Annotated in this window: 26 protein-coding genes; 20 read left to right on the plus strand and 6 right to left on the minus strand. The window is 44.9% G+C overall.

Annotation, left to right across the window (positions count from 1 at the left end):
- Nucleotides 1-6: 6 nt before the first annotated feature.
- Entirely contained in the window at nt 7-1,440 is a 1,434-nt protein-coding gene (gene pabB / locus MAR181_RS05645; protein ID WP_013795639.1) for an aminodeoxychorismate synthase component I, read from the minus strand.
- Nucleotides 1,441-1,528: 88 nt separating this feature from the next.
- Between pabB and MAR181_RS05650 the strand changes: the two genes are divergently transcribed.
- The 5 genes from MAR181_RS05650 (at nt 1,529) to MAR181_RS05670 (ending at nt 4,700) form a co-directional block, all read left to right on the plus strand.
- Nucleotides 1,529-2,395 carry an alpha/beta fold hydrolase gene (locus tag MAR181_RS05650; protein ID WP_013795640.1) on the plus strand — a complete coding sequence of 289 codons (867 nt, stop codon included), beginning with the start codon at nt 1,529-1,531 and terminating at the stop codon, nt 2,393-2,395.
- Between the two features lie 67 nt (nt 2,396-2,462).
- The gene (locus tag MAR181_RS05655) at nt 2,463-2,996 is read left to right on the plus strand and encodes a GspH/FimT family pseudopilin (RefSeq protein ID WP_013795641.1); all 534 of its coding nucleotides are present in this window, start codon (nt 2,463-2,465) and stop codon (nt 2,994-2,996) included.
- A complete protein-coding gene (locus MAR181_RS05660; protein WP_013795642.1) occupies nt 2,993-3,355 on the plus strand; it encodes a hypothetical protein in 363 nt (120 codons plus the stop codon). Before MAR181_RS05655 ends, MAR181_RS05660 begins: the two co-directional genes overlap by 4 nt.
- The gene (locus MAR181_RS05665) at nt 3,355-4,251 is read left to right on the plus strand and encodes a hypothetical protein (protein WP_013795643.1); all 897 of its coding nucleotides are present in this window, start codon (nt 3,355-3,357) and stop codon (nt 4,249-4,251) included. The genes MAR181_RS05660 and MAR181_RS05665 overlap by 1 nt, the downstream gene beginning before the upstream one ends.
- Nucleotides 4,248-4,700: a hypothetical protein gene (locus MAR181_RS05670; protein ID WP_013795644.1), complete on the plus strand. Its 453-nt coding sequence runs from the start codon at nt 4,248-4,250 to the stop codon at nt 4,698-4,700. Before MAR181_RS05665 ends, MAR181_RS05670 begins: the two co-directional genes overlap by 4 nt.
- On the opposite strand, the gene MAR181_RS05675 is transcribed toward MAR181_RS05670, so the two are convergent.
- Nucleotides 4,684-4,944, minus strand: a complete 261-nt coding sequence (locus tag MAR181_RS05675; RefSeq protein WP_013795645.1) for a PP0621 family protein — start codon at nt 4,942-4,944, stop codon at nt 4,684-4,686. The two genes, MAR181_RS05670 and MAR181_RS05675, sit on opposite strands and share 17 nt — an antisense overlap.
- 73 nt (nt 4,945-5,017) lie before the next feature.
- On the opposite strand from MAR181_RS05675, the gene MAR181_RS05680 reads away from it, so the two are divergent.
- The 12 genes from MAR181_RS05680 (at nt 5,018) to MAR181_RS05735 (ending at nt 16,320) form a co-directional block, all read left to right on the plus strand.
- A complete protein-coding gene (locus tag MAR181_RS05680) occupies nt 5,018-6,655 on the plus strand; it encodes an NAD+ synthase (RefSeq protein WP_013795646.1) in 1,638 nt (545 codons plus the stop codon).
- Nucleotides 6,656-6,759: 104 nt separating this feature from the next.
- Complete coding sequence (locus MAR181_RS05685) at nt 6,760-7,356, plus strand: pyridoxamine 5'-phosphate oxidase family protein (RefSeq protein WP_013795647.1); 597 nt, start codon at nt 6,760-6,762, stop codon at nt 7,354-7,356.
- An 88-nt stretch (nt 7,357-7,444) separates the two neighbouring features.
- Nucleotides 7,445-8,080, plus strand: a complete 636-nt coding sequence (locus MAR181_RS05690) for a LysE family translocator (protein WP_013795648.1) — start codon at nt 7,445-7,447, stop codon at nt 8,078-8,080.
- Between the two features lie 16 nt (nt 8,081-8,096).
- Complete coding sequence (locus MAR181_RS05695; protein ID WP_013795649.1) at nt 8,097-8,447, plus strand: putative quinol monooxygenase; 351 nt, start codon at nt 8,097-8,099, stop codon at nt 8,445-8,447.
- A 248-nt stretch (nt 8,448-8,695) separates the two neighbouring features.
- On the plus strand, nt 8,696-9,715 hold the full coding sequence (gene rluF / locus MAR181_RS05700) for a 23S rRNA pseudouridine(2604) synthase RluF (protein ID WP_013795650.1): 1,020 nt from the start codon (nt 8,696-8,698) through the stop codon (nt 9,713-9,715).
- A gap of 183 nt (nt 9,716-9,898) precedes the next feature.
- Nucleotides 9,899-10,036: a hypothetical protein gene (locus MAR181_RS18455; protein WP_171810308.1), complete on the plus strand. Its 138-nt coding sequence runs from the start codon at nt 9,899-9,901 to the stop codon at nt 10,034-10,036.
- Between the two features lie 410 nt (nt 10,037-10,446).
- Nucleotides 10,447-11,013, plus strand: a complete 567-nt coding sequence (locus MAR181_RS05710; protein WP_245546213.1) for a hypothetical protein — start codon at nt 10,447-10,449, stop codon at nt 11,011-11,013.
- Between the two features lie 8 nt (nt 11,014-11,021).
- Nucleotides 11,022-12,020, plus strand: a complete 999-nt coding sequence (locus tag MAR181_RS05715; protein WP_013795653.1) for a hypothetical protein — start codon at nt 11,022-11,024, stop codon at nt 12,018-12,020.
- Between the two features lie 116 nt (nt 12,021-12,136).
- Nucleotides 12,137-12,640, plus strand: a complete 504-nt coding sequence (locus MAR181_RS05720) for a DUF2867 domain-containing protein (RefSeq protein WP_013795654.1) — start codon at nt 12,137-12,139, stop codon at nt 12,638-12,640.
- A 152-nt stretch (nt 12,641-12,792) separates the two neighbouring features.
- Nucleotides 12,793-14,070, plus strand: coding sequence for a paraquat-inducible protein A (locus tag MAR181_RS05725; protein WP_049782704.1), 1,278 nt, complete (start codon nt 12,793-12,795; stop codon nt 14,068-14,070).
- A complete protein-coding gene (gene pqiB / locus MAR181_RS05730) occupies nt 14,060-15,706 on the plus strand; it encodes an intermembrane transport protein PqiB (protein WP_013795656.1) in 1,647 nt (548 codons plus the stop codon). Before MAR181_RS05725 ends, pqiB begins: the two co-directional genes overlap by 11 nt.
- Nucleotides 15,707-15,726: 20 nt before the next feature.
- Nucleotides 15,727-16,320 (plus strand): PqiC family protein, encoded by a 594-nt coding sequence (locus tag MAR181_RS05735; protein WP_013795657.1) that lies wholly within the window; start codon nt 15,727-15,729, stop codon nt 16,318-16,320.
- Between the two features lie 54 nt (nt 16,321-16,374).
- Here the strand turns inward: MAR181_RS05735 and MAR181_RS05740 are convergent, their stop codons facing one another.
- Nucleotides 16,375-17,286, minus strand: a complete 912-nt coding sequence (locus MAR181_RS05740) for a homocysteine S-methyltransferase family protein (protein WP_013795658.1) — start codon at nt 17,284-17,286, stop codon at nt 16,375-16,377.
- A gap of 161 nt (nt 17,287-17,447) precedes the next feature.
- Here MAR181_RS05740 and MAR181_RS05745 point away from each other — a divergent pair, with 161 nt between their 5' ends.
- Nucleotides 17,448-18,095, plus strand: coding sequence for a hypothetical protein (locus MAR181_RS05745; RefSeq protein ID WP_013795659.1), 648 nt, complete (start codon nt 17,448-17,450; stop codon nt 18,093-18,095).
- Between the two features lie 57 nt (nt 18,096-18,152).
- On the opposite strand, the gene MAR181_RS05750 is transcribed toward MAR181_RS05745, so the two are convergent.
- Complete coding sequence (locus tag MAR181_RS05750) at nt 18,153-19,013, minus strand: alpha/beta fold hydrolase (protein WP_013795660.1); 861 nt, start codon at nt 19,011-19,013, stop codon at nt 18,153-18,155.
- 147 nt (nt 19,014-19,160) lie between these two features.
- On the minus strand, nt 19,161-20,450 hold the full coding sequence (locus MAR181_RS05755) for a cation:proton antiporter (RefSeq protein WP_013795661.1): 1,290 nt from the start codon (nt 20,448-20,450) through the stop codon (nt 19,161-19,163).
- A 272-nt stretch (nt 20,451-20,722) separates the two neighbouring features.
- Between MAR181_RS05755 and MAR181_RS05760 the strand changes: the two genes are divergently transcribed.
- Nucleotides 20,723-21,586, plus strand: coding sequence for an isocitrate lyase/PEP mutase family protein (locus MAR181_RS05760; protein ID WP_013795662.1), 864 nt, complete (start codon nt 20,723-20,725; stop codon nt 21,584-21,586).
- 114 nt (nt 21,587-21,700) lie between these two features.
- Here the strand turns inward: MAR181_RS05760 and dapA are convergent, their stop codons facing one another.
- The gene (gene dapA / locus MAR181_RS05765; protein WP_013795663.1) at nt 21,701-22,573 is read right to left on the minus strand and encodes a 4-hydroxy-tetrahydrodipicolinate synthase; all 873 of its coding nucleotides are present in this window, start codon (nt 22,571-22,573) and stop codon (nt 21,701-21,703) included.
- A 351-nt stretch (nt 22,574-22,924) separates the two neighbouring features.
- Between dapA and MAR181_RS05770 the strand changes: the two genes are divergently transcribed.
- Complete coding sequence (locus MAR181_RS05770; RefSeq protein WP_013795664.1) at nt 22,925-23,542, plus strand: LysE family translocator; 618 nt, start codon at nt 22,925-22,927, stop codon at nt 23,540-23,542.
- The last annotated feature ends 42 nt before the right edge of the window (nt 23,543-23,584 follow it).

Genomic DNA, 23,584 nt, shown 5'->3' on the forward strand with positions numbered 1-23,584 from the left:
TAAGACCTACTTCAAAAAATCTCTTTCTAGAGTATGGGTTAATTTACCCACTTTGGTAAAGGTTTCTTGGTACTCTTCTTCACATTTTGAATCGGCAACCAATCCGCCACCGGCCCAACAATCTAGCTTACCATGATCGGCCACTAAGGTTCGGATGGTAATGCTAGAGTCCATTTGTCCGTTGCTGCTGAAATAAGCAATGGAACCGCAATAGGCTGAACGCTGATGAGGTTCCAGCTCATCGATGATTTCCATTGAACGGATCTTCGGCGCACCGGTAATAGAGCCGCCAGGGAAACTTTGATGGAATACCCGAATGGCTTGATCTGTCTGTTCTACACGGCCTTCGACGGTGGACACCAGATGATGCACATTGGCGTAGGTTTCCAAGGCAAATAACTTCGGCACCTTGATGCTGCCGGTTAAACAAGTACGGCCTAAATCATTGCGTAATAAGTCAACGATCATAAGGTTCTCGGCGCGGTCCTTTTTCGACGATAAGAGTGTCTCTGCGTTAGCTTGATCTTCTTCAGGCGTTTTCCCACGTGCGATGGTGCCTTTAATGGGCTTGGACTCGACACGCCCTTGATCACACAATAGAAAGCGTTCTGGTGAATGACTTAATACGCTTTGTTGTGGGGATAATTCCAAGTAGGCCGAAAAAGGGGTCGGACAGACTTGGCGAAGCGTTTGATAAGCGGTAAAGGTGTCGCCTTGATACTGAGCGGAAAAGCGCTGTGCCAAATTTACCTGATAACAGTCGCCCGCCTGAATGTAGTCCTGCACCTTGGCAAACTTGTTCGCGTAGTCTTCGGCAGTCATGTTAGACGTAAACCCCGAGGTCAGCTCGAACGCGTGTTTTTCCAATAAATCGTGATGAACCAAGACATCATCAGACGCACTGGTGAAACGGTTGATCAACTGACTGACGTCGTCTTCGTGGCACCAAGGCGTGTAAATTAGCTCGGTTTTTTGCTCGTGATGGTGGGTAACAATGGCCCAGCCATATAATCCCATGTTCAATGTGTCGAGCTGGATATCATGAGTGACACTGTCCGGTAGTTTTTCCACATAGTGGCCACTTTCGTAACCATAATAGCCCAATAGTCCCCCCGTAAAAGGTAAGTCTTTTGGTGCCGATTGCGCCCAACTTTCTTGGCAAATACGTGACATTAATTCATTGAGTAACGCCATCGGGTTCTGCCGCTCGGATAAGTTGTACAAAGGCGTGTTTGTCCAATGGATGAAGCCAGTGTCATTGTCTTGATGGTTCGCATGAATGCGGGCAATGGGATTGGCCACCAGAATGTCGAATCGTGTGTCTTTGAAATGTTCGTGGTTACTGTCCAGTAGTGCAGGGTAAGGTAAATCCCGTACGGCGGCGTAAAAAGCAAGTAAATTGGACTGATAAGGAAGGTTTATCCGTTTGATTTCTGACATTTTGTCTGATTACCTAGTAAAATGTTACCGCAGATGGCGTGGCGAATATTGTATTCTTTTAATAAGGGGCCTCACAGGTTAATTACAAGTGTCAGACGTTTTTTTTCTTTCTTTACACAATGCGCGTATCGCGTATCGCTTACTCGAAAATCCTAATGCGACGACGGATGCCGCTTGTTTAATGCTGCATGGCGCGGGTGTGGCTGGTGACATTACCTTTTCACCAATGTTGCCTTATTTGACGTCATGGCGTTGGATGCTGATTCCCGACTTGAAGGGAATGGGAGATTCCTTTCACGCGGATGGAGAGGAAAAGGCGGTGTCGATTGCGGATTTTACTGATGAGGTGATGGCTTTGCTGAATCATTTAAACTGGACTCAGTTTGATTTGGTGGCTTATTCCTTAGGCGGTTTAGTGGCGCTGAATTTAAATTATCAGCGACAGCAAGCAGGTCAACCGCCGGTGAAAATGGCCTTGTTAGAACCGGCTTCGCTGGATCGACAAGATTTGAGTCATTTAAAAGAGGTACGCCAAAAGTACCGTCATGCCTCACAATTGATTCGTGAAACGGATGATGTTGAACTGGGTGTTGCGTGTTTTATGGACGGTGTATCGCCTAATCGTCGCAAGTATCCTGTGGCAGAGGCCACCACTCAATCCCGTTTGGCGCATCGGCCTTTTGGTTTTGCCTTTGCATTGGATGCGGTCACGGACTTTGTTGAACATGCGGCCCATAATCCAAACGTTCGACACGCTATGATAGAAGCGTCACCGGAAGTCTTTTTGTTCTCAGGCGAATTGAGTCATGAGGCATTGAAACAGCATTATGAATGGTTAAGTGAACGCAATTCAGCATGGCAACACACTGTGATGAGTGCTTGTGATCACTCTTTGCCATTTCAAAAGCCGAGGCAAATTGCCAAGCATTTGAATAAGTGGTTTGCCTCGTCTTAAGCTTACGCTAGGATAGATTGGTGAGCAGGATGCTCATCAGTAAAACAATAGAACAAGGAGGCGTTCTATGGTTCAGCAATTTGGTTATTCCTTATTGGAGTTGTTGTGTGTGTTGGCGATTCTGAGCTTACTGGCGCACCTCGGCTCGTCCCAAGTTCTGTCTTTCAATCAAGATCTAGAAGATCAACGCATTCTCAAAACACAAGTCACGCGTTTAGCAAATGGTTTAACTCAAGCGCGTCAATTGGCCGTCGCTAGTGGCCGACTTAGTTACCTTTGTGGCGGGATTCAGCGTTGCACTGGAGATTGGTCAACCGGCTTTCGTTTGTATCAAAACACCGAATCTAATCAGGCTGAGAAGACGTTCGCCAGTATCTCATTTACCTCAGACTTATTGGTCGCCTGGCGTGGTTTTCCCGCTCAGAAAAAGCAAATTGAGTATCGACTTAATGGCTTGTCAGGTTATCAAAATGGCACGTTTATCTTTTGTTTAGGGCGCTGGAAAATGGGACTGGTGCTCAACCAAGGTGGTCGTTTTTATGTGTCGGCTTTACAACTACAGTCACAGTCACATTCATCGAGTGTGGGTGACTGTGAATGAAAAAATTACGGCAAATAAGGCCATTGAGTGTTCATCAAGGTGGTTGGGTTCTACTGGAAGTCACACTCTGTTTAATCGTCATTGGGGTCATTCTTTGGAGCATCATGAGGCAAAGCGATGCGCAATGGTACAGCCTGTCTTTGAGTGAGGCGCAGATAAAGGCAGAGCAAAATCGTCAGAAAGCAGAACGGATGACTCATTTATTCGGGCAGGACGTTGCGTTTTTAGTCGACGACGTTGAGAGCGCTGATCATAGTTTTGATTACCCGGATTGTTTGGTATGCACTCAGCAGAATCTCTATCAATGGTTTAAGGCCAGTTTGAATCCAGTTTCCCCTTTAATGGTGTCGCAAGAGTAATGCGTTCTCGTGTGGCGTTAGCAGGAGGCATCTTATTTGAATTGCTCATCGCGTGTGCTGTGTTAAGTCTCTGCTTACCCTTTATGATGAGTGCTTTGCGGGACATACAAGGTGAGCAATTCAAGCGTCAGGTATATCAACAAGGGCAAAGTCTTCAATCGGCCATTGATGCGCATTTTCGTTCCCAGTGGCAGCGCTTACTTCCGGCGCAATGCCAGCTAAATAGCGAGGCGTCTCTTACCATTCAAAGCTCGGCGAAGCCACCAAAACGCTTGTCTGCTCGTTCTTTGCTGGCTGGCTCGGATTGGTTGTTAGCAAGGGATTATGGCTTGTGTCGAGCTTCGATTGAGGTGACCGAAAACCCATTGACAGTGGCATTGGCTTGTCATTGGAAAAGTGGCGACCAAGTGCGCTTTAGCAGTTGTAACGGCAGCTTTTTAGGGCAGGTGATGGCGGTATCGAGTCAAGGAGCCAAGGTGACATTTGATACGGATCAAGTGCTCGGTCAGTCTGGTGTGATTGCCAGTGAAGACAGCTTTTATTGGTATCTGGCTGAAGGTAAAACGGGGCAAGGTGCATTATGGCGCTCCCCTGAGGTCAGTGGCAATGCGTTAGAGTTATGGAATGGCATTGAGCGTTTATCGATTTTCCCCTTGTTGGATCAGGATCAAAATGGTTTTGTCGACACCTTAGACACTCGTTACGGTCATTACGCTTTGCAACATGTTCGAGCTTTGTGGGTGGAATATCAATTTCGTCTAGGGGATTGTCAAGTAGACCAAGAGAAAGAGGCCCCACAGCGTTATCTTTCGATGCGAGGAGAGGAATGGCAATACCAGCGACCTTGTCAGCAGGTGGGCAATCAGATTATTGATTTGCAGGGGCGGTCCTGGTGAACCCGCAAACCATGAATCAGCAAACCTTAGCCGGTTGGCTGGGCTTACCTGTGTTGGTATTGCTATTGGCCGTGGCGAGTATGTCGGTGGCGTTCCAAGACAGATTGCTGGCGCAATACCAGTGGCGCAGTCAATTGCAAGAGGTGGCCGTTGGGCAGTCTGTGTGGCAAGGTTTTGAACGCTTGCTTGTTGTCGAACCAGAGTTTTCGCAAGCAAATGATTCTAACTGTCTTGGCTTTTGTCCGTTGCAACAAGACAAGGCAAGCTTAAAGCAAACGGAATGGAAGATTGAAGAGGATTCTTTCTTATATCAATGGCACAGATACGAAACAGTCGATGGTATAGAATACCATCGACTGTGCGCTTCCATTAATCGACAGAGTTATCATTGTTGGTGGTGGCAAAATCGAATCTTACAACACCAAGGCTGGCTTACTCTGCTTGATTAAATTCTTTTAAGTGCTCAGCACTGCAAAAAGGGCGTGCTGCTTGGTCATGTATGGCATGAGAACGAGGAAGGTACGTTTGGCACTGTTGGCAACGAACCATGCTTTCTTGTTCTGCTGATTGAGACTCTTGTGAGCGCTTTTTGTGTTTAGTCGGGGCTTTTTTTCCTTTCAAAATGACAAATTGGCGGTATAACCACCAGCCAATAAAGAAAATCGCAATAAAAACGATCAAACGGACGATCATATACTTTACCTAAGTTGGCTAATTCCAGACAATAAAGGGCATATTCTAACAGAGTTGATGAGATAGCAACGGTATGACATTAAGAATTGCAATGGCCCAACTGGATATGTTGGTCGGCGACATTACCAAAAACACTCAATCTGTGATTGATGCTGCCCTTAAAGCGCGTGATCAAGAACAGGCTGATGTCGTGGTTTTTCCAGAATTAACCTTGACGGGCTATCCCCCAGAAGACTTATTACTGCGCCCAAGTTTAGAACCACGTATTGAATCGGCCTTGGCGAAAATACAAGCTGAGGTAACTGGCATTCATCTAGTATTAGGTTACCCAAGACGCATTGATGGCGAGTTGTTTAACTGTGCAGGGGTCATTTATCAAGGTCAGTTATTAGTCGAGTACGCCAAGCAAAAATTGCCTAATTTTCTCGTGTTCGATGACAAACGTTATTTCAGCGAAGGGCGTGACGCCGCTTTGGTGGACATTAAAGGGGTTAAGGTGGGTCTGAGCATTTGTGAAGACATCTGGCATCCAGAACCCATCGCGCAAGCTAAAGACGCTGGCGCGGAGCTGATTCTGAACTTGAATGCCTCGCCGTACCACATTGAAAAAATGGGTGAACGTGAAACCTTATTGCATAAGCGAGCCACGGAAACCACCTTGCCGATTGTCTATGTAAACTACATGGGGGCGCAGGACGAATTGGTCTACGAAGGTGGCTCGTTTGTGGTGAATGCAAAAGGTGAAAAAATCATGCAAGCGCCTTGGTTTAAGTCTGGATTGTATTGTGCTGACTTTATCGTGAATGACGGCCAAAGTCATAAGGTTGAACCCGTTTCTGCCACCATTGCACCAGCCTTGAGTGAAGAGGCCAGTGTGTATCAGGCGATGGTACTTGGTCTTCGTGATTACATTGAGAAGAACCGTTTCAAAGGCATAGTGTTAGGTTTGAGCGGCGGTATAGATTCCGCTTTATCCTTAGCGGTGGCAGTGGATGCCATTGGGGCTGATCGTGTCCAAGCGGTGATGATGCCTTACACTTATACGTCTTCTATTAGCCTTGAAGATGCGGAAGAAGAAGCCAATTTGCTGGGTGTGAAATACAGTGTGTTGCCTATTGAATCTATGGTGTCGGCGTTCGGTGATGTTTTGGCTCCAGAATTCGAAGGTTACGGTAAAGACACTACGGAAGAAAATTTGCAGGCGCGTACGCGCGGTGTGACCCTGATGGCAATTTCTAATAAGAAAGGCTACATGGTGCTGACCACGGGCAACAAGAGTGAAATGGCAGTAGGTTATGCCACCTTGTACGGTGATATGGTTGGCGGATATTCGGTATTAAAAGATGTCTTTAAAACCTTAGTCTTTAAGCTTTGTCGTTACCGAAATACCCTGGGATATGTGATTCCTGAGCGTGTGATTACGCGTCCGCCATCCGCTGAATTGGCGCCTGATCAGAAGGATGAGGATTCCTTACCAAGCTACGACATTCTTGATCAGATTTTGCATATGTACATTGAGCAAGATATGAGTGCAGAAGCCATATTAGCAACGAATAAGTTTGATCGCGATACTGTTTATCGTGTGCTGCGTCTTGTGGATTTGAACGAATATAAGCGTCGTCAGGCGCCAACAGGGGTTCGTATTACGGCGCGTGGCTTTGGTCGAGATCGTCGTTATCCGATTACCAATGGCTGGCACATCGGCGAATAAGTTCACCAAGTTTGTCGGCTTAGCCGACAAACTGTCAAGGGGTTAGATTGACGTCAATGGTACGGTAAACATTTGAGGAAACAATTGAACCGCAGGAGAGAGCGATGGAGACCATTAAAACGCTTGATGCGTTAGAAGAAATCTATGGCCAACCGGTCGAAAGGTCGTTATGGAAAGAGATTGATCATATTAATCCCCATTACCGTGCGTTTATTGAAAAATCCCCTTTTCTCATTTTGGCAACCTATGGTGAAAATGGTCTTGACTGTTCACCGCGAGGCGATCCTGCGGGTTTTGTTCGAGTCGTTAACGAGCGCTGCATTCAAATCCCAGATCGTCGAGGTAATAATCGACTGGATTCTTTAAGGAACATCATTCACAACCCTCAAGTCGGTTTGATTTTTCTTGTGCCGAATGTGGGGGAAACCATTCGAGTGAGTGGTAGGGCAGAAATTTTGGTGGACAATGATCTTTGTGACTCGTTTTCGATACAAGGAAAAGCCGCCAGTTCAGTCTTGTCTATTTCAGTTGAAAAGGCTTACTTTCAGTGCCAAAAAGCCATTGCTCGTTCTGGGTTATGGGATCCGAGTCAACATATTGATCGAGGCGAGTTACCCTCGGCTGGTGATATGGCGAAGGTGTTTGCTGATATGAAAAACATTGAGTTTGATGCTCAAGAGTACGATAAACAGTACCCATGAACACATGAAGAAGACGATTTACTAAAGGTTTAAAATGGCATTCAGTGAAGACTGGAATTGCCATTTATTATTAACAAGGAGATTGAAAATGATCGATGTTTTGTCCTTATTTACCATAGGTTTTGCGTTTTTCGTGGTAGCGGTTTCTCCAGGACCTGCGACCTTATCGAATGCCACTATCGCCATGAGTAAAGGACGCAAAATTGCACTCGTGTATGGCTTAGGCTTGTCTTCTGGCATGTTTTTATGGGGCGTGGTGGCGGTCAGTGGTATGGGAGCCGTACTGCAAAGCTCGGTGTATGTCTTGATGGTACTTAAAGTGCTAGGGGGATTGTATCTATTACGTTTGGCTTATGTGTCCTTTAAAGCATCATTAGTCATAGAGGATCAGGAGAATCTTGCACAGATTCAAGCCTGCAGCTACCGAAAGTGGTTTATGCGAGGTTTTATATTGAACTCTTCAAACCCGAAAACTGTGGTTGCCTGGATGGCGGCCTTGTCTATGGGCATGCAAGGCCATAATGATGTGATGTCTTTGATCTTGGCTTTGTTGACTTGCATGCTAGTTGGTTATCTTGTCAACATCATGTATTCGTTGGTGTTTTCAGTTAAAGGTATTATGGGAATGTATCAAAAGTGTCGTCGCTGGGTAGAACGAGCGGCGGCTGGTATGTTTGCTCTGGCCGGTTTTGGTTTACTTAAGTCCGCTTTAAACAGAAGCTAATATTGTAAGGAAAGGTATGTCTAGTAAAGTCTATTGTATTGCGCAATTTCTCCCTAAGCCAGGTCAAGAAAAGGCGCTTTATAAGGTGCTACAATCTTTGGAGCCCAACACCTTACGCGAAGACGGTTGCATTGCGTATCGAGTGACGCGACACTTGACCAGCCCATTTGCTGAAGGTAAGAGTTTTCCGATTGCCTTTAATGAGATTTGGCAGGACATGGCAAGCTTTGAAGCTCATTGTCAGCGTAAGGAAATCAGTGACTTTTTCGCCACTTACTGCCAAGCCGAAGAGGGGTTAGCTGCAGACTGGAATGTGTGTATTTACACGGATGAGCCAGAGGATTTTGATGCCCCTGTGCTGGATTAGGATAAGCGAGAAGCAAGCGCTTAGCCTCTTACTTTAAGTCTTTTAGGGGCGATCTGGATTGCCATATTTGGAAATGTTTGGGTAATGGTGTTTAAAGCCTGACTTGTTGATCGTATGGCGTGGTTATGCAAGGACGTGGAGGTGAATGAGTAATTCGCCTTCACGTCCAGATTCGTCTTATGTCAGAGTGACTTAAGTGTATAATACCCAGTTCCTATAAGTTACCCCAAGAATGACAGCGATTTTTTATGTTCAATTCCTCAATTCGATTAAACAAATACATCAGTGATAGCGGGATGTGCTCTCGTCGTGAAGCCGACCGCTATATTGAGCAAGGTAACGTGTTTATCAATAGTAAGCGTGCCAAGGTTGGGGATCAGGTTGCTCTAGGTGATACGGTGCGTGTGAATGGTCAAGTGATCGAACCACAAGATGCCGAGGATTTCGTATTTATTGTATTGAATAAGCCAGTGGGCATTGTTAGTACAACCGAAAGCAGTGAACGTCATAATATTGTCGATTTTGTTAGCCACGGCGTGCGGATCTTCCCCATTGGCCGTTTAGACAAAGACTCACAAGGTTTGATCTTTCTCACTAATAATGGGGATTTGGTCAATAAGGTATTGCGGGCAGGTAATAACCACGAGAAAGAATACTTGGTGACGGTTAACAAACCCATTACAGACAATTTTGTTTCTGGTTTGGCTGGTGGCGTGCCTATTTTAGGAACCATGACCAAAAAATGCCCGGTGGTTAAAGTCGCACCCAATGTCTTTAATATTACCCTTGTTCAAGGGTTAAATCGTCAGATTCGTCGCATGTGTGAGCACTTTGGTTATGAAGTGACTAAGCTAGAACGTACTCGCATTATGAATGTGAATTTAAAAGGTTTGCCAGTAGGTGAGTGGCGAGATTTAACTCAGAAAGAGTTGTCTGTTCTATTGAAAGCGGTGGAGGAGTCATCTTCCGAAGCGAGCCCATCGACCAAACGTTCTCGTCCGAACAGTAAAAAAAGCACCGCTAGTCATACGGCTAAGAAAAATCCGGCGAAAATGCCTTATGCGCCGAAACCAAATACTAAGCATCCTCGTGGTGAAGGAAAGAAGCCTGCAACCTCTGGTAAAGGCAAGGATAAGCGACCCTTTGGTGATCCCAATAAACCCATGAAAGGGCGCAAACCAACAGGGAATAAAGCGCAGACAAATAAACCGCAAGGTAAAGCGAATCCTACTGGTAAACGTCCTGTGCGCGGCAAAGGGCCCCGCTAAACGAAGCATGCTTTCTTGCAATGTCATTATATATCGCTTAAGCCGTTTACGTCCTAGGTCCTTAATCTGGTCATAATCCTCGCTTTTCTCGCCAACTATGAATTCTTCATGATTGTTGAGATGAGAGGTTTGTATGCGTTCTCAGCGTTATTTATCATGTTGATTTTCGCAGGCGAGGTAAATATGAAGACAACATTAGGCGGTATCTTATTAGTGGGTTTATTAATGACTTTATCCGCTTGCGTGTTCATACCGCCGGGTGGACCTGGGCCGAACGGTGTTCCTGGTCGTGTTGGTGGTAGTCCAACCTTGCATAGGTAAAAATGAAAGAACGCTTCGGTGTTCTTTTTTTATGTCTGTCAATTTGCTTAGGGAAGGTATGAACAGCTTCATTGGCTACGGCAAGGTGCTCCTCGGCAACTGCTCCTGCGTTGCCCTACTACACTACATCCCTGTAGGGGGCAGCGTGGCAATCACGCTCTTTTATTCGAGGCAAGTTTCGCCGTCCAATATCAGTATATTGGCAACAAGCTTAACAAAAAATAAAGAGAGCTTAGCCCATGCCCTTCGGGTCTTTCAGAGAAACGGCCTCGCTGTGTTAAGCGTGATAGACAGTTTCTCTGATAGACTGACGTTCAGAAGACTTATTCGCACCTTGCTTAGATAAGAAGACAATTGATCTGGAAACCTGATGTGTTATGGAATGGAACATAAAATTTGTTTTTAGCGGCATGGCTGTCCTGCTCACGCTAGTGGCTTTTTTGCCGTATTTATTTTCGATTATCAAGGGGCAAACTAGACCTCATGTCTTTACTTGGGTGATCTGGGGTCTTACCACTCTAATTGTCTTTTTTGCACAGTATGAGGCTCAAGCTGGTTGGGGAGCCTGGCCAGTTGGTATCTCTGGGGGAATTACTATCTTGGTGGCGATGGCGGCTTACTGCAAACGGGCTGATGCTAGTATTCACACGGTTGATTGGGTGTTTTTTTTAGCGGCTTTATCTTCTCTGCCATTTTGGTATGTTATGTCAGATCCAATGTGGGCGGTGATTTTATTAACCACAGTCGATATGTTAGGTTTTGTACCAACGTTACGCAAAGCCTACGTCTTTCCTTATCAGGAAAGTGCAAGGTTTTTTGTTTTATTTATCTTGCGCAATACCCTTGTGCTATTGGCTTTGGAAGAATATTCGATCGCCACCGCCTTATTTCCATTTGCCGTGAATATAGGGTGCTTAGCGCTACTCTTTTTGGTTTTATTTCGACGCTACCAGCTTCGTACCTTCCATAAACAATAAGGACAATTATGTATACAGATGAAGATCTTGATTCAGCAGTAAAGCAAGGTGTTTTGTCATCGCAATCCGTCACGGCATTTCGTGACTTCATTGCAGCCTCCCGAAAAACCGCAGTGGTAGACGAGGAAAACTTTCGTCTGGTGGGCGGGTTTAACGATATTTTTGTGGTGATTGCCTGTGGTCTATTGCTCTTTTCTTCTTTGTGGGTATGGCAGCTGGTGAATCCGACTGTGGCCCATTTAGTTTTTGTTGCCTTGGCTTGGTGGCTAGGGGAAGTGTTTATTTTGAAACGCAAAATGGCTTTGCCAGCGATTTTTCTCCTGCTCAATTTTGTCGGCGGGAGCTTTATGTTGAGCCAAACGATTTTTGCAGGTCAGCAGTTCGCGGAAGTGGTTTCAACCTCTGTTGCCTTGGCGGCGGCTTATGGGCATTGGCGACGTTTTAATGTGCCTATGACCATTGCGGTGGCAACCGCTGCTGCTATGGCTATTGTGGCCTCCGCGATTGTCGCCTTTCTTCCTGAAGATGGTGTGGCGGTTATGTCGGCTTTGTTTGTCTTTGGGATTTTGTGTTTTGCGTTTGCCATGTATTGGGATGCTCAGGACACGCAACGTATCACTCGTAAATCCGATGTGGCGTTTTGGCTGCATATGTTGTCAGCGCCCTTGATTATTCATCCTGTGTTTTCGACATTGGGTATTCTAAACGGCAATGAAAGCATTTCTAATATGGTGTTCATCGTGTTGCTGTATTCGCTTATGACATTGGTTTCTATTACGGTGGATCGTCGCGCGTTTATGGTGTCTTCCTTATTTTACGTGATTTATGCCTTGCAGGAATTGTTTGGCAATTTCGGTAATGTGGCAGACAGTATCGCTATGACTGGTATGGTAATGGGAAGCATATTGCTCTTATTATCGGTTTATTGGCAAACGTCTCGACGCTTTATTGTATCTCACTTACCTTCCACACTAAGTCAGTATCTGCCAGCGGTAAAGCCGCAATAAATTAGAACGTATTATTACAGTTTACTACAGGTTTACAGGAAAAAATTGACTAGTATAAAGAATTGAAAGAGAGCAAAAATCAACCCATTAACAACATCATTTTTAGGGAAGAAAAAATGCTGGATGTACCAAATGCGGCAGCCATTAATCGTTTAATGGCTAATGCTTATTTTACAGATTGTTTTACTCATCGGACTTTGAATAAAGGGCAATCGGCGATGCAGGTGTGGTTAGACATGGCCAACAATACGCCAAAATGGGTGGATTGCATCATGTGGATCCGAAATCGAGTGGTGGCGCTATTTGGGTTGAAAAAGTTGAGTTTAATTGGGGATGTCATACCAGCGAAACAAGCGTGTGATTACCTAGTTGGTGATCAAGTGGGCATTTTCAAGGTTTTGTTTAGCCGCGATCAGGAAGTGATTTTGGAAGGCAGGGACAAACATTTGGATGTGAAGCTGTCTTTGTTTTTGGAGCCCGAAGGCCATGTGCTCAAGCTCTATGTCACCACTGTGGTGCATGTGAAAAATCGTTTTGGTAAGGTTTATATGTTTTTTGTTGTGCCTATTCATAAAAAGGTTGTCCCAGCGAGTTTGGCTCGCTTGGAGCTGGTCAAATGAGCCATCGCGGTTGCATTTGCTAAAATATGAATGAGTTAGCTGTTTTTGTATATCTTAGATAGCTTGCGAAAAGGCTGGGGTATCGTGTTTGATACCCCTTTTTTATCTTTCGAACATTGAGTGTCATTAAGCCATTTGTATAGTTGCCTTGTATGAGTCAAAGGACGTTTTCTGAACATGTAACAGTCTGCGAGCAGTGTGATCAGGTTAATCCAATGCCTGATTTGCAGAGTGGCGAGCGCCTGCGCTGTACTCACTGTGATCATATTCTGGTCAGTGTTCATGCTTATGCGCCTCGTCGTATTTTGTCTATTGGCATATCTTGCTTATTGATGTTGGTCTTAGCCATCAGCTTTCCATTTCTGAGCTTTGCCACAAATGGAGTCGAAAGAAGCGTGACGCTGATTGATACTCTGACGGTTTTATTAGGGCAAGGATATCTGATTTTAGGAGCTGTGATTAGCTTGGCGCTGTTTGTCTTTCCCCTAGTGTATTTGGGCTCTATTTTGTTTTTGGTGTGGAGCTTTCATCATTCTAATGTGTTGGATAACGCTCGGCGATACTGTGTACGATGGTTATTAGTGGTACAGCCTTGGTTGATGGTGGATGTTTTTTTAGTTGGCATTCTCGTGGCTTTGGTTAAGGTTAACGGCTTGGCGGACATCACCTTGGGGCTATCATTTTGGGCTTTCTGTGGCTATGTGGTGCTGTTATTAAAAACCGTCACCCTAGTTGATAAGCGTTGGTTATGGCATCAGGTGGCTGGCGCCGCAATGAACCATGCGGTAGATAAGGGGAATGCTCAGTCGCAAGGGCTGATTGGTTGTCACTTTTGTGGTGCGGTTTTGTCCAATGACCATCGACATTGTCAGCGTTGTGGGCATTCGATTTATACTCGGCGACCACGTAGTTTATCCACCACATTGGCGTTATTGATTGCGGCTTTAGTCATGTACATTCCCGCTAATGTGTTTCCGATTATGCAAACAACGTTTCTCGGTAATACTGAGCCTTCCACTATTATGGGAGGAGTATTTTTACTTTGGTCACTGGAATCTTATCCTGTCGCATTGGTGATTCTTGTGGCGAGTGTAGTGATTCCATTGGCGAAAATAGCGTCTTTATCTTGGTTGATTTGGCAATGTTATTTTCCTAGCCGTCACCTGACCAAACAGAAAGTGAAATTGTATAGGCTGACGGAATTGGTTGGACGTTGGTCAATGATTGACGTGTTTGTGGTGGCGATTTTAACCAGCATGGTACAAATGGGAAATTTGATGGCCATTTATCCAGGTCCAGCGGTATTGTCTTTTACGTCGGTGATTATACTAACCATGTTAGCTGCCATGTCGTTTGATCCCAGATTACTGTGGGACAAAGACAGACAAGCAAATGATCTTTATAACAAGGGAGCAAAGCGTGAGCGATGATCTGAACCCAGTCGAGAATATGCGCAAGGTACGTTTTAATTCTATCTGGTTAGTGCCACTGATTGCCTTGATCGTGGCCGCTTGGATGTTGTATCAGAATTGGTCCAGCCAAGGGCCCGTGATTACTCTAGTTGCTGCGAACGCAGACGGTTTGGAAGTGGGTAAAACGAAACTTAAATCTCGTAATGTGGATGTTGGCAGGGTAATCGATATTCGCTTAAGTGAAGACTATGAAAATGCCGTTATTCAGGTTCGAATGAATCAAGGTACGGACCAAATGCTTAAGCAGGATGCGCAGTTTTGGGTGGTAAAACCACGCATAGGTAAAGAAGGGGTGAGTGGTTTAGGTACCTTATTATCCGGAGCTTACATTGATATGACACCGGGAGAAAGCGGGGATATCCAGACTCGCTTTACCATTTTAGATCAGCCGCCTTTAGCGATGGAAAATGAAGGTATTCGAGTGAAGCTAGTCAGTCTAAAAGGAGCAAAATTAGACGTAGGCGCACCAGTACATTTTCGTGGTTACGAGGTAGGTTACATTGAGAATGTCGGTTTTGATGCCAATCGAAAAGCCATTACCTATCAGTTAGTTATTCGTTCGCCTTATGATGCTTTGGTGAATTCAGCCGTGCAATTTTGGGTAACGCCTGGCGTGTCGTTCAAGAGTTCAGCCAGTGGTTTTGAGTTTAGTTTTGATTCTTTGGAAACCTTCTTATCTGGGGGCATTTCCTTTTCGTTACCGATTGGTCGACCCGCAGGTGATACGGTGGCAGATTTGTCTGAGTTCCAGTTGTTTGACTCGAAAGAAAGTGCTGACAATCAAGTCTATGATGAGTTTATAGAATATGTATTTTTGTTCGATGCTAATTTGAGTGGCTTGTATCCAGGGGCGGCTGTTGAGTTTCGTGGGGTTCGTATTGGTACTGTCATGGAAGTGCCTTTTAGCGGTATTTCAATGACCTCCTTATCTAAGTTAGATACACCAGTAATTCCTGTTTTGGCACGCATAGAGCCGCAGCGCCTAAATACCCCAGACATGCCGGATGTGATGTCATTGTCACAATGGAACGCCATGTTAGAAGATCGTATGGAAAAGGGACTACGGGCGTCCTTGGTGATTGGTAATTATTTGAATGCGGCCAAGGTCATTAGTTTGGACTTCATGGACACACCTTCTCCTATTCGCTGGCGGGAATTTGAAGGTTATGATGTGTTTCCGACTGCTCCTAACTCACTGGCGAACATAGAGTCCAAAATTAGCCTGATGCTCGACAATCTAGCACAAGTGCCGTTGCAGAAAACCTTCAATCAATTGGGTAATACCATGTCAGAAGTGGATACCACACTACAGCGCTTGCAACAAGTCAGTGACAGTGTCAGGAAATTAGTTGATAAATCGGAGACACAACAAATTCCGGCGGATTTATCGGCCGCCATTCGAGAGTTGAATCAGACGTTGGAAACCTACCAAGCGGACGGTTTGATTGGCCAACCATTACGTCAGAACTTGGTGTCATTAGACAGGGCGTTAAATGAATTACAGCCTTTGCTCAGACAATTGAGAGAAAATCCGAATCGATTGATTTTTGATAGTAAACCCAAGGTAGATATACAGCCCAGAGCGGCTCAATAGTTAAAAGGTTAAAGCTGTTTATGTTAGTAAGAATAATGGTCTTAAGTCTGATTGCTGGTGTATTGATGGGCTGTGCGAGCCAAACGCCACTAAGTTATGAATACCTTTTGATCGACAGTTCAAGTGACAAGGTGGACGCCATACCAACCGCGCCAATGCAGATCCAAATGATGCCGGTCGTGGTGGCGAATTATTTGTCTGGTAATGAGATTGTCTTGGTATCAAAGAGTGGTGGCGTGCATCGTTCGCAAAGTCATTTATGGGCAGAACCTCTCGCGCCACAATTAACACGATTAACTCAACAAAGGTTTGAGAAGTCCCTGACAAATATTTCTTGGTATGCCAGACAGCGTTTACCAAGTTACGCCATCGCCCAACTGAACATAGAGGTGGATAGGTTCTATGCGGATTTACAAGGTAGAGTGAACATTACTGGTCGCTGGCAATTAATGTCAGCGGAAGGGAAGATACTGAATACCCAAGTGTTTGATGTCTCAGATTATCTCCGATCTGACGGTTACGCGACCTTGACTCAAACATTGGCCAGTAATTGGATCAATCAAGTGGTGGATCCTATGGCGAAGCAGATTGCGGCAGAACTAAACACCCCATAAAATCATAAAAAAGTAGGGTGAGTACGTCACTTACCCTACTTTTCTGGCTCAAAATCAGTGGTTTTGAGTGTATTCTTTGATGGCGAGAATGTGCTCGGGCCCAATGCCACAACATCCACCAATTAAGCTTGCGCCTTTGGTTTGCCATTGCTGAACCCAAGTCAGGTAGGCTGGTGGGGTTAGGTCTTCACGTAACTCATCCAAGCCATCATTCGCGGTGGCATCTTTTGGTGTTGGTGGGAAGGCGTTGGCGTAAGCGCCGATCTGGATCGTATTCGCGCCCAGTTCACCCAAGACATTGTGAGTCAATTCAATGGCTTCACCAATGATTTCAGGTTGGCTGCAATTAAATAGAATTGCGTCGACCCCCAGTTTTTGCATGGCTTTAACCGCGTCTATGACGGTTTCACCAGAACGTAAAATGGGTTCTGCCGTTTGCTCTGAATCTTCTAGTGTAAAGGATACCCAAATAGGCTTTTTAGCGGTGTCGATTTGTTCGATTAAAGCGATGACACGGCTGGATTCATCCATTAAGCATTGGGTTTCTAATAACCATAGATCAGCGAATGGGGCCAGCTCTTCAATAATGGGCGTGGCGATTTCGGTGACGCGATCAGCTTGATACAGGTCGGCACGGTAAGAGCCAAATAAAGGCGCAACAGACGCTGCTACTTGTACTTTATGGTCAGCTTCATCCGCGGCTTCACGAGCCAGTTTGCCAGATAAGTGAGTCAGTTCACGGGCGCGTTGTTGAAACACGTCTTCGCCTATGTGAAAAGGCACAAGAGAATAACTGTTCGTGGTGATCACCTGAGAACCGCTGTTAATAAAAGACTGGTGAACGGCTTTTACGGTTTCTGGTGCTTCCATTAGGGCAAGGGCAGACCATTCTGGCTGTTTAAAGGGCGCGCCAAGACGTTCAAGTTCACGGCCCATGCCGCCATCTAGAATGGTGATTGCAGTCATAAATAATCCTAGTCTAAAGTTGAATATGTGGCGATTTTAGACAAATTTTATAACTTATCAATAGCTAATCGGTTAGGAACTTATGATAAAGAAACGTACCTTGTAATTGTTTTGAAATTAAAATTTAATAAAGAGCCAAAGGCGTTTTGAAGGAAGATAAAATGTTACCGATCTGGAAAGGACTTGGTTGGCTTGCTCCCGTCATTTTTGTCGCTGCCTTTGTGGATGTTCAAATGCTCATCGATGGCGTGATGGGGGAAGATTTCTATCAGCAGAATCGCTGGGTGAAAGTCTTTTCGCTGGTCGCTGTCGCCTTGTTTGTCGCCGCTATTGGCTTATGGCTGAATGTGCGTGATCGGATATGGCGAGTGCATTCAGAAACCGGTAAAAAAACACGTCCTCCTGCTCATACCTTTTTATTTCTCCCCATCGAAGTATGGGCGGTAATTGTGCCTTGTGTATTTTTGGCGAACGATTACTTTCAGCAAGAACAAGAAAGCAAGACGTTAGGCTATATAGAAACACCCAGGGTGAATGATATCTACTCGGTTGATTTCTCGAAAATTTTTCAGAATGAAGATCCTATTTACAAGTACGGCACCATGATTGTGCTCACTGTAGAAGGCAATCAGATTGCTCTAAAAAGCAGTTCTCACGCCTATGATGGCAAACGGGGTGTACGCAAAGATCTTAAAAACGGGACGGCCGCAGAAGCCTCTTATTACAATAACCAAGTGACCCAAATGACTATTCGAGAGTTACTTGGTTATTATAAAGAAGGTACATTGTTTGCAGTTCATCGAGAGTGACTATCAGCCGAGAGCGACCATTCAAAAAAGAGCGGTTATCAGACAAGAGAGCGGATCTTAATTTTCCTCTAAAAAGCGCTTTATACTCTCTATGACATTCGCTGGGTGAGTCATATGTAAGCAATGTCCCTTACTTTCTATAATGTCTAAACGGTTATTGGGGATTTCTCGTGCCATGAACTCAGCGACCTCTAAGTTCACTAATAAATCGTTTGAACTCTGCAAGATTAAACTAGGTCGGTTGATGTGCTTTAAGAGGTGTCGGTTATCCGAGCAAAAACAGGCTTTGGCAAAGGGTAAAGAAAAGGTCACATCCGTTGCGCAAAAACTGTTCAGGAGCTCCCAAACCATAGGCTCTTCTTCACTCGATTGGGTGACATCAACGGATAATTCGTGCCCCATAACCATAGGGGCCAAGCATTGTCCCCAACCTAGATAATCTTGACTCATCAGCTCAATCAAGGCATTTAAGTCTGCCATATCAAAACCGCCTGAATAGCTGTCATCTATGTTGATAAAGCAGGGCGATGGGCATACCATAATGTGATGAGAAATCAGATCAGGCCGTTGTTTATTAATAATCCAGCCAACGGTAGCGCTGATGGAGTGGCCGACAAAAATACAGTCTTGGAGATTGAAAGCATCGCAAATTTCAATGATGTCTTGTGCATAGCCATCTAAGCAATCGTAACGGTTTTCTTGATATGCCCGACAGTCTGATAAACCACTACCAACATAATCGAATAGTACTATTTTATAGTGTCTTTTTAGCTTCGGTAGAAGAAAGCGCCACATGGTTTGATTAGAGCCAAAACCATGTGCCAATATCATGACTTTTTCGCCTTTCCCCAGTATTTTTACATTATTACGTTTGCTTAACCTTGCTTGGTCAAGAATTCTCTTAGGGGGAATTTGCATGGCTTAAGATCCTTCTTAGTCATCAAAAATGTATTTTGAATCAAATCCTAATCTAACGTCAATGTAATAAATTTAACCATTTGTATCAGTTGTTTACCCTTTATTAAGAGTAATAAAAAAGGCCTTTCGGCCTTTCTTATTTGTGCGTTAATTATCTGTTTTATGTTTAGCCGCTTCAATGCTTCTTTGAATCAAAGGTGAAATGGTTAAACCTTGCACTATGATGGAAAAAATAACCACCACATAGGTGATGATGACGATTAAATCATGTAGATCAAACCCTTTAATCATAATTTCTCCAGAAGGAATTGCCGCAGCCATTGCCAAGGCAAGACCGCCACGGAGTCCACCCCAAGTCAGAATTTTGATCGAATGCTTATCGTAGTGACGGAATCGTTTGAAGATTAAATAAGGGCTACCCACGCTGATAAAGCGCGCGAACAACACTACTGGAATCATAATTAAACCAAGTCCAATGACTTCCCATGAGAATGGCATGGTGACGATGAGCATACCAATGATGAGGAAAAGCAAGGCGTTTAAAAAACTATCTGTAGCGTGCCAGAAGTCTTTCACATAACGGGTGCCGTCTGGGCCACGACGTTTAATGGCTTTCTGGCGGGTGATGTTACCCAACAAAATACCACTGGTTACCATGGCCAGCGCGCCAGAAATTTCCCAGATGTTTGCTAGGGCAAACCCAGCGGATGGGATGGTTAAAGTCACCAGTAAGCGAATATTAATGTCTTTACAGTTAATAATGACAAAGTGGCCAACCACGGCAATGACTAAACCAAATACAATGCCGCCAATCGCATCGACCAGGAAGAGTTCCGCCACATCCACGAAATGCGCTTCCGTCCCGTAAAATGCGACTGAAAAAATGGTAGTGAAGATGACTAAGCCAACTCCATCATTAAATAACGATTCCCCTTCTACTTGAATGGAAATGCCTTGTGGTGCACTCATTTGTTTTATGATGGCCAATACAGCAATCGGGTCTGTTGGGCTGATCAGGGCACCGAACAATAAGCAATAGATCAATGGCACAGGGAAGTTCAGCATGCCAAAAATATAGAAACTAAGGTAGCCAACAATCAAGGTTGAAACCAAGGTTGAAAAGAGTACCAGAATGGTAATTTCCCAGCGTTGTTTGCGCAGAGCCGTTAGATCGATTTCTAATGCACCAGCAAAAAGAAGGAAGCCCAGCATGCCTTTGAGAAGCAGTTGATTAAAATCTATCCCCGCCACCACCTGTGTAATGAACAGGGCGGTTTGATCGCCAAGCATTTTCACCGCTAGGATCAAAAGTAGTGAAATAACCACCGAGCCTGTTGTGATGGCGATGGTGGTTTGCATTTTTAGGACATATTGGTTCGTAAAAGCGATAAAAACCGCTAAAGCCGAAAGAAAGCAAATGAGATACCAAGCGTTCATTTGAGAACCTTATTATTATCAAAAATATTGAAGACAAGAATAGACGCATAGAGGAATGCTAGGCTGGTTATGTTAGCCCTTGAGATCAGTTGTGTCACGGAAATCACTGCTTAAAAACTGATCTTAATCTAATTAAGTGCTGATTAAGGCAAAAATGTTGTAATTTACTTTCAAAACCTAACCAAACGGTTCGATAGAGGTGAAGCAAAATCATAAGCTCTGTATAATGCTGCGCAATCTCAGTTAGTGACCGTTTTTTAGGAGTAACTCTAATGGCAACACCTTCGCAGCACGATTTGCGTAATGATTTTCGTAAGCTACTACAAAGTGGTAAATGTTATTACACCGCTTCTACTTTTGACCCTATGTCAGCTCGTATTGCTGAAGATTTAGGTTTCGAAGTGGGCATCTTGGGTGGCTCGGTTGCCTCATTACAAGTATTAGCGGCGCCTGACTTTGCCTTGATTACCCTAAGCGAGTTTACTGAACAGGCGACACGTATTGGTCGTGTGGCTCGTCTGCCAATCATTGCCGATGCTGACCATGGTTATGGTAATGCATTAAACGTGATTCGTACGATTGTTGAATTAGAACGTGCTGGTGTGGCGGCGTTGACCATTGAAGATACCTTATTGCCGGCAAAATACGGTCATAAATCAACGGATTTGATCCCACTGGAAGAAGCCGTGGGCAAATTGAAAGCGGCGTTAGATGCACGAATTGATCCTGCGATGAGCATCATCGCACGTACTAATGCAGGCCAGCTAACAACAGAGCAAACCATTGAACGAGTGAAAGCCTACCAAGCGGTTGGTGTTGATGGCATCTGTATGGTTGGTATTCGTGATTTTGCACACCTTGAAGAGATTACCCAGCACATTGATATTCCTGTCATGCTGGTGGCTTATGGAAACCCCGAATTGGCTGACAGAGATCGTCTTGCAGCCAACGGCGTGCGCATTGTGGTGAATGGTCACGCAGCGTATTTCGCGGCCATTAAAGCCACTTATGACTGCCTTCGTGAACAACGAGGCATCGCTGAAGGTAAGTTGAATGCGTCTGAACTTTCAACACGTTATTCAACATTGGACGAAAACCGTGTTTGGGCCAACAAATACATGGACGTTCAAGAATAATCGATTGCCTTCTCGTTCGAACGGTTAAAAAGTCGGTGACATTAAAAAGCCTGCAATTTGCAGGCTTTTTTGTTTTTGGGCGGCTCGTGACTTCGGGCCTATCTCGGTGAGTGTTTAAATTAGGTTAATCGCTTCCATGGCTGCTTTTATAGTGGCCTTAGTACTGGCTTGTAAAGCAACAATCGGCAGGCGGCACTCTTCCGTGCATAAGCCAAGCAAAGACATGGCGTATTTTGGTCCCGCTGGGTTTGGCTCGATGAATAAGGCACTGTGTAAAGCGAACAGTTTGTCTTGTAATTGTGCCGCTTCGACAAATTTCCCCTGACGACACAAGTCGTGCAGTTCGGCCATTAACTTAGGCGCTATGTTAGCGGTAACGGAAATACAGCCATTACCACCACCAATGTTGTATGCAACACTGGTCACATCATCACCACTTAGGTAGTTAAAGGTTTTGTTGATGAGGGCGCGTTCACGAATCGGACGAGTCAGGTCACCTGTGGCATCTTTTACGCCGATGATTCTAGGCAGCTCAGCCAGTTTTGCCATGGTGTCGACCTCCAGTCCGACAATCGAACGAGGTGGAATATTGTAGAGGATAATCGGTAATTTGCTGTTGTCGTGCACGTATTTGAAATGCTCGTACAATCCCGCTTGATTTGGACGGTTGTAATACCCCGCCACATGAAGTGTCGCATCTGCTCCGGCCTGATAAGCATAATCAGAGTAGGTGACAGCTTCGACTGGGTTGTTTGAGCCAGCGCCTGCTAAGATAGGGACGGCTTTGTTGGCTTCTTGCACAGTGATTTCAATAACGCGCTTGTGTTCGTGCTCGCTTAAAGTCGGGGATTCACCTGTCGTACCAACCGGCACTAAGCCGTTGATGCCTTGATCAATCTGCCAACGAACGATTTTTCGTAACGCTTCTTCGTCTAATTGACCATCACGAAATGGGGTAATTAAAGCCGTAATTGCACCGTGAAACATGTTTTTGCCTCGTTTGTACCGGTGGACATTCTTGCTGAGAGTATTTGCTGCTTGAGCGAGGGGATACACCGTCAGCGAGAATGCTGCCGGGTAATAATGAAATCTTAAATACGCACGTCAGCATCGCAAAGCTTGTATGCTTTACGTTTATCGCCGTTGCGTTTATTCAAGACAGTTAAGTTCATAAGATAAAATAGATCGCTTTGTAAAAAGTCATTTTATCCTGACGTTTTTTGAGTGAAAGGTCAACACGATTTTTTAATTTTTGAATACAAAATGCACGTCGTTTTTTGACCATGGCTTCGCTAGAATAGCGTCTTAAACTACAAACTCGGTGTACAAGGTGAAAAAATGGATTTAGCCAGTTGGTTATCTTTGGCGGTGATTTGTGTCATGGGCGCTTTATCTCCTGGTCCGAGTCTGGCGGTGATTCTTCGCATTTCTGTTTCTCAGTCTGCTTGGCATGGTGCATTGGCCGCGATTGCTCATGGCTTAGGCATTGGATTTTGGGCCTTTTTAACCTTACAAGGCCTAGCGGTATTGATGCAGCAATATCAAGACGTATTCTCAGTGTTAACTGTATTGGGGGGATTGTATCTTGCTTGGTTGGGGATTAAGGCTTGGCGCTACGCAGGTATGTCGAGCGATGACAGTATTGAGCTGGTGTCTTCTTCCTACTTTGAAGCGGCCCGTGATGGCTTGTTGATTGCGTTAATGAACCCGAAAGCGGCGTTGTTTTTCTTAGCATTATTTAGTCAAGTGATTCCCCATGAGATGACAAGCATGATCAAGCTCCAACTTTGGTCTACCGTGGTGTTTATCGACAGTAGTTGGTATGTGATTGTCGCCTTGTTGTTGGCAGGTGGTCCCGTATTGGCTTGGTTAAAACGTCATATTGTATGGGTTGACCGAGGGATGGGCAGTTTATTGATCTTATTGGGTGCCAAAGTCGTATCAGGAATTTTTTAAGTGGCCAGTTGGTCATGCTGATGTGAATTTCATGCAGAAAAA

Origin of the sequence: Marinomonas posidonica IVIA-Po-181, assembly GCF_000214215.1 — a bacterium.
Taxonomy (GTDB): domain Bacteria; phylum Pseudomonadota; class Gammaproteobacteria; order Pseudomonadales; family Marinomonadaceae; genus Marinomonas; species Marinomonas posidonica.